The sequence below is a fragment of the Actinomycetota bacterium genome, assembly GCA_005774595.1.
In the GTDB taxonomy this organism is placed as follows: Bacteria; Actinomycetota; Coriobacteriia; order Anaerosomatales; family D1FN1-002; genus D1FN1-002.
Genome location: VAUM01000123.1, coordinates 1 through 5,163, shown reverse-complemented (window position 1 = coordinate 5,163; position 5,163 = coordinate 1). Strand labels below are relative to the sequence as shown.

Sequence of the window (5,163 nt, the reverse complement as noted above, 5' to 3'; positions counted from 1 at the left end):
CGACCAGCGACCGCGCGCCCGCGGACATCCCCGCGCAACTCCAGATGACCGCGCGAAAAGCCGGCGGCGGCGAATCGCTCGTCGGCGACGGTACCCGCGAAGGATGCACCGGATGCGGATCTGAACAGCGGTTGTGCCGCGTAGGGCTCGGGCGCCTCGCGTGCGATGAGTCCTGCCGAGCCGATTTGACGGAACGTCGATCGCGCGCCGTGATCGACGGCGAGGTCGGCCGCAACGGCCAGCAGTCGTCGTTGTTCGTAGGTGGCGCGTTTCGCGAGCCGTCTCGACCGCGCCATGTCGAGGTCCGCCGCGTTGACCGTGACCCAGTCGAGCGCCTCGTCGAACAGGCGCGCATCCCAGCGACCGATCTCCAGCGTGGCGAGCAGCAGCGCCTCCGGGTCCGCGATCACCCGGTCGCAGCTGCGCACGCCTGCGACGCCGAGCGAGGTCCATTGGCACCACGCGAGGTCGAGTAGTGCGTCGAGCAAACGCGCGTGCAGGTCGCTAGCGGTCGTCATCGGTGCTCTCCTCTATCGGGCAGCCGATGTGGTCCAAGAGCCCGCGGAGCGCGGTGCCGAACTCAGGCGAGCCGTCTTGCGTTCGCGCCCATCGAACGCCTGCCCGCAGCTCGTCATCCGTCGGCGCCAGGGTCGCGAGGTCCTTGGTGTGCCTCCCGATGCCCGAGTCGGCAGCCGCGAACACCTTGAGGGCGATGAGGTCCGTCCGCGAGGCGAAGTGCACGACGAGTGTCGTCCCGTAGCAGCGTGCGGTGAGCCGCTCGGAGAATCCATCGGGCAGCCCGTGGTCGAGGAGGGCGGCGGGACCGTTGTTGAGCCACCGAGGGTCGAGTCCCAGCGCCTCGGCGACCTCCGCTGTGGCATCAGCGAGCGCGGCCGGCAGGGTCGAGCACTTCTCGAGCCGCGTCGGGCCGGAGGGCTCGGAGGGCGATGCGGTTGCCAGGACGTCCACGTCGCGCGTAGGCCGGCGCACGAGACCAAGTACGTTCAGCGCGGCGCCGCCGACCACGACGATCTCGATCGTGCTGACTCCGCGATCCCGGAGAACGTCGGCGACGAGCGACAGTGCCCGTTCGATGCTCGATGCGTCGCTGAGGTCCACGAATCCTCCGATGCCCGCGTGATACGGTCATTATGACCATATCAGGCAGACATGACAACGCTGAGCACGGACATCCATCGCGTTGCGCCGTCCCGCATGTTGACTGTCAGATGTCTGCCGGCTCGACCGTCACGTCGACGTCGGCTTCGCGGGCGGCGTCCTCGAGCGCGGGACGCCACGCGTCCTCGGCGGTCCCCTCCCGCACCGACACCAGCAGGTCCATGCTGAAGATCGGCGTACCGGTGGTGGGCGCCGGCACCGCGTCGGTCTCCAGCTCGTCGATGTTCACGCCGCTCGCGGCCAGGCCCGCCGCGATGCCGTGGACGATGCCCTCGTGGTCGGCGCCGCGCACGCCGATGCGGTAGCGCGTGCCGGCGGCCGGCGCCGCGGCTGCGCTGCGGGTCGGCGTGACCGTGACCTTGAATCCCGCCGCGGCAAGGCTGCCGAAGGCCCCCTCGAGGTCGTCGACGCGCTCGACCGGTAGCGTCACCAGCATCAGGATCGCGAACGCTCCGCCGAGGCGCGCCATCCGGCTCGTGCCGACGTTGCCGTCGAGCGCGAGCACCTCGCGGGTGAACTCCTCGACGATGCCGACCCGGTCGGGTCCGGTGAGGGTGAGCACGATCTCGGTGAGCACGGTGTGCGCTCCTTCCGGTCGCGCCGGGGGCGTCGACGGCCCCGGCGGTCACTCCAGGATGGCGTTGAGGTAGCTCGCGGCCTTCTGTCCGCTGTCGGGCGCGATCGCCACGGCGACGCCGGACCGGCCAGCCTCGGAGAGGTACTTCATCGCGCCGGCGGCGATGGCGGCGGCCGACGGCCCCACCATCAGCGCCTCCTCGCGGTAGAGGCGCCGCGCGCACTCGTCGGTCATCGCGTCGTCGACCCAGACGATCTCGTCGATGAACGAGGCGTCCATGTTGCCCGGCACCGCGGTCTCCTCCTGGTTCTTCAGGCCCGAGATGTGGTGGCCGGGCACAGGCTCGATGGCGACGCACACGATCGACGGATCCTGCTCCTTGAGGTAGCGAGAGGTGCCGACCATCGTGCCGCAGGTCCCGAGTCCGGCGAAGAAGTAGCGGATGCACCCTTCGGTCTGCGCCCAGATCTCCGGGCCGGTCGACTCGTAGTGCGCGCGCGCGTTGTCGGGGTTGTCGTACTGGTTCGGCATGACGTACTTCTCGGGGTCGGACGCGACGATCGACTCGGCGAGCTTGAAGGCGACGTCCATCGGGTGCAGGCCGGAAGCGTCGGCCGGGTCGGTCAGGCGCACGTCGGCGCCGAACGCGCGCAGCAGCGCGGACTTCTCCGGCGAGAGCACGTGCGGCGCGGTCGCGATCATCGGCACGCCGATCTGCGAGCAGATGGCCGCGAGCGCGATGCCGGTGTTGCCGCTCGTGGCCTCGACGACCGTGCGCCCCTCGAGCTCGCCGCGCTCCGCGAGGCCCTTGAGCAGCCACTTCGCGGTGCGGTCCTTGATCGAGCCGAACGGGTTGACCCACTCGCACTTGATGTAGAGCGTCGCGTCCGGGTTCGCGAGCATCCGGTTGATGCGCACGATGGGCGTGGGGTGCTCGACGTCGCCGCAGCAGTCGAGCTGGTCGTCGTAGCGCGCGAGAGCCGACGAGTCGCCGAGGCCGGCGTGCTCGGGGGCGTTGCAGTGGAGGTCTTCGGACATGCGGCGGTCCCGTCGTCGCGAGGGCGAGCGTGCGTGCGGGGGACAGCATACCGCGATGGGGCGCGCGGGGGCGCGCCGCCTACGGCGTCACCGTCGACGACACGATCATCCCGGCCGCCGCGTCGTACACCACCGTGCGCGAGGCGCTCCGCAGGGACAGCGCCACGCTCTCACTGAGCGAGTCGCGGCTGCGCAGCACCGTCCAGGTCGCCGGATCCTCGGCGCCCATCCGCCAGATCGCGTAGCCGCGCGGACGGCGCTTCGACGCCACAGCGACCTGGTCGAAGATCGCGGCTGAGTCGAGGAACCACGCCTCGCGCACGTCGGAGCCGACCTTGTAGCGGTACGTCGGGTTGAGCTGCACCGGGTCGAGCCGGATCGCAAGCTTCTGCGCGCGCGCCTCGGCGGTCGCCTGCGCCCACGTGAGCGAGTGGTTCTCGCCCCGGGTGCCGTAGTTGCGGCCGTACACGCCGAGCCCCACGACGACCTTGTCGGCCGGGACCTGCGTGAGCATCTGCGCGTACATCTTCTCGAACCACGCCTGCGAGGCGATCGGACCCGGGCCGCTCGTGCGCCAGTGCTCGCCGTAGATCATCGGGATGAGGTAGTCGTTGTGCTCGGCGAGCGCCGCGTGGTCGAATGCCGCCGAACTGACGAGCACGTCCTGCGAGACGGCGAGCCCCTTCGCGCGCGCGAGCGGGTAGAGTTCCGCCATGAACGCGACGAGGTCGGCGCGGCTGGCCGCCTCGAAGTCCTCGAAGTCGATGTTGACGCCCTCGAACCCGGCCGCCGACAGCGTGTCGACGATCTCGCGCGCCATCCGCTTCCGCTCGGCCGGCTTCCTCAGCAGCGCCGCCATCTCCGGCGCATTCCACTTGCCCGTGCCCTTGTCGTAGTTGTTCACGATGGGCATGACCGGCAGGTCGGGCCTCCGCTCGCGGATCAGTGCGAGCGCCTTGGCCTGCGCCGCGGGGTCCCCGGCGTCGAGGTGGCCGTCGTTGCCGAGGTGGTACCACATCGGCATGAGCACGGTGATGTCGTCGATGTGCTGCTGCAGCGAGCGGTAGCTCTCGTCGTCCCAGTCCACGTAGAAGCCGATGAGCTCGCTCGTGGGTACGGGGGCGGTGGGTGTGCCGTTCGCGCTCACGAAGGCCGTCGCCGGAGCCGAAGCGGTCGCGACCGCGCCGGCGCTCGTGGCCGACGAGACCTCGCGTGTGGCGAAGGCCGGCGGCTGCGGCCGGGGCACGGGCGGCTTGAAGACGAGCAGGCCGAATGCGGCGCCAAGGCCCAGGGCCGCGGCCGCCCAGATGACCAGCAGCGTCACCCGTAGCCAGCGCGGGACGCGCGCCATCGCGGCCTGGAACGGTGTGCGGCGCGCAGGTGTCGTCGGGGCGTCCACGCCGCGATGGTAGCAGGGGGCCCGCCGCGTCGCTGTCCGTGCGCGGGTGTATGATTCCGCTCACCTACGCGACCTGCGCATCTCGGGCCTCCACCACCCGCCTCGTGCACGCCGCATCGACAGGGGAGGAGAACCGCACATGCCGTTCATCTCGAAGGAAGAGCTCAACAACCAGAAGCTGCTCGAGGTCTACAAGAGCGCGTACATGGAAGCGGAGATGGATGACGACGGCGAGATCAAGTGCGTCGTCGACGGCTTCCGGCTCTACGCGAACGTGATGCCGGACCGGCCGTTCTTCGTCCTGCGCACCATGTTCACCATCAAGCCCGAGGCGCAGCGCGCCCAGATCCTCGAGCTGTGCAACCGCCTGAACGACCACATGATCATGATCCGCTGCTGCCTGCCCGACGCCGCGCCGCACCCCACGCTCTACATCGACCACTTCACGATGACCGAGGGCGGCATCTCCGGCGAGGAGATCGTCGGCGTGACCCGGCGCTTCATGAAGGTCATCACCGACGGCATCAGCGAGTACGACACCGACGACATCATGGCGTAGCGCCTCTCCACGGGCGCGTCGGCACGCGGGAGCGAGCGACATGGCGGAGATAGCGGAGAACGTACGCAGGCTGGCCGACCGCGCGCAGGGCGCCGCCGGAGCCGCGGGCCTGCCCGCGCCGGGCGTCAACCAGTGGCTCGTGGTCGTGCTCTCGGAGTTCGCACCGCTGGTCGACAAGCTCGCGCCGGGGACCGACGCCGCCGCGCTTCGCGAGAACGCGGCCGCGGCCGCGGCGAAGGGCGAGTTCGGTTCGCAGGTCGCGGCGGACGCGCTGTTCGCTGACGCGTCAACGTTCGCTTCGGGCCGCGGCTCGGAGTCGGTGCAGGCCAAGGACCTCGTCGCGGCCGTAGATGCCGCGGACGCGGCCCGAGCGCACATCGGCGGTCAGGTCGCGCCCGAACTGGTTGATGG

Annotated in this window: 7 protein-coding genes; 2 read left to right on the top strand and 5 right to left on the bottom strand. The window is 70.3% G+C overall.

The genetic code is table 11. The annotated features are described in order from the left end of the window. From FDZ70_06105 to FDZ70_06085, 5 genes are all read right to left on the bottom strand, one after another. On the bottom strand, positions 1-428 hold a 428-nt coding region (locus FDZ70_06105; GenBank protein TLM76828.1), incomplete at its 3' end, for a hypothetical protein. Between the two features lie 76 nt (positions 429-504). Next, positions 505-1,131, bottom strand: a complete 627-nt coding sequence (locus FDZ70_06100; GenBank protein TLM76827.1) for a hypothetical protein — start codon at positions 1,129-1,131, stop codon at positions 505-507. Between the two features lie 94 nt (positions 1,132-1,225). Continuing rightward, complete coding sequence (locus tag FDZ70_06095) at positions 1,226-1,756, bottom strand: transcriptional regulator (protein ID TLM76826.1); 531 nt, start codon at positions 1,754-1,756, stop codon at positions 1,226-1,228. Between the two features lie 48 nt (positions 1,757-1,804). Further along, positions 1,805-2,794, bottom strand: a complete 990-nt coding sequence (locus FDZ70_06090; protein TLM76825.1) for a cysteine synthase family protein — start codon at positions 2,792-2,794, stop codon at positions 1,805-1,807. A gap of 79 nt (positions 2,795-2,873) precedes the next feature. After that, positions 2,874-4,145, bottom strand: a complete 1,272-nt coding sequence (locus FDZ70_06085; protein ID TLM76824.1) for a hypothetical protein — start codon at positions 4,143-4,145, stop codon at positions 2,874-2,876. A gap of 187 nt (positions 4,146-4,332) precedes the next feature. Here FDZ70_06085 and FDZ70_06080 point away from each other — a divergent pair, with 187 nt between their 5' ends. Next, on the top strand, positions 4,333-4,752 hold the full coding sequence (locus tag FDZ70_06080; protein TLM76823.1) for a hypothetical protein: 420 nt from the start codon (positions 4,333-4,335) through the stop codon (positions 4,750-4,752). A 40-nt stretch (positions 4,753-4,792) separates the two neighbouring features. Beyond that, a partial coding sequence (locus FDZ70_06075) for a hypothetical protein (protein TLM76822.1) occupies positions 4,793-5,163 on the top strand: 371 nt, incomplete at its 3' end.

Excerpts from the sequence above, each read along its gene's own strand:
- FDZ70_06090 (TLM76825.1), bottom strand. The coding sequence starts at position 2,794 with ATGTCCGAAGACCTCCACTGCAACGCCCCCGAGCACGCCGGCCTCGGC.
- FDZ70_06085 (TLM76824.1), bottom strand. The coding sequence starts at position 4,145 with ATGGCGCGCGTCCCGCGCTGGCTACGGGTGACGCTGCTGGTCATCTGG.
- FDZ70_06080 (TLM76823.1), top strand. The coding sequence starts at position 4,333 with ATGCCGTTCATCTCGAAGGAAGAGCTCAACAACCAGAAGCTGCTCGAG.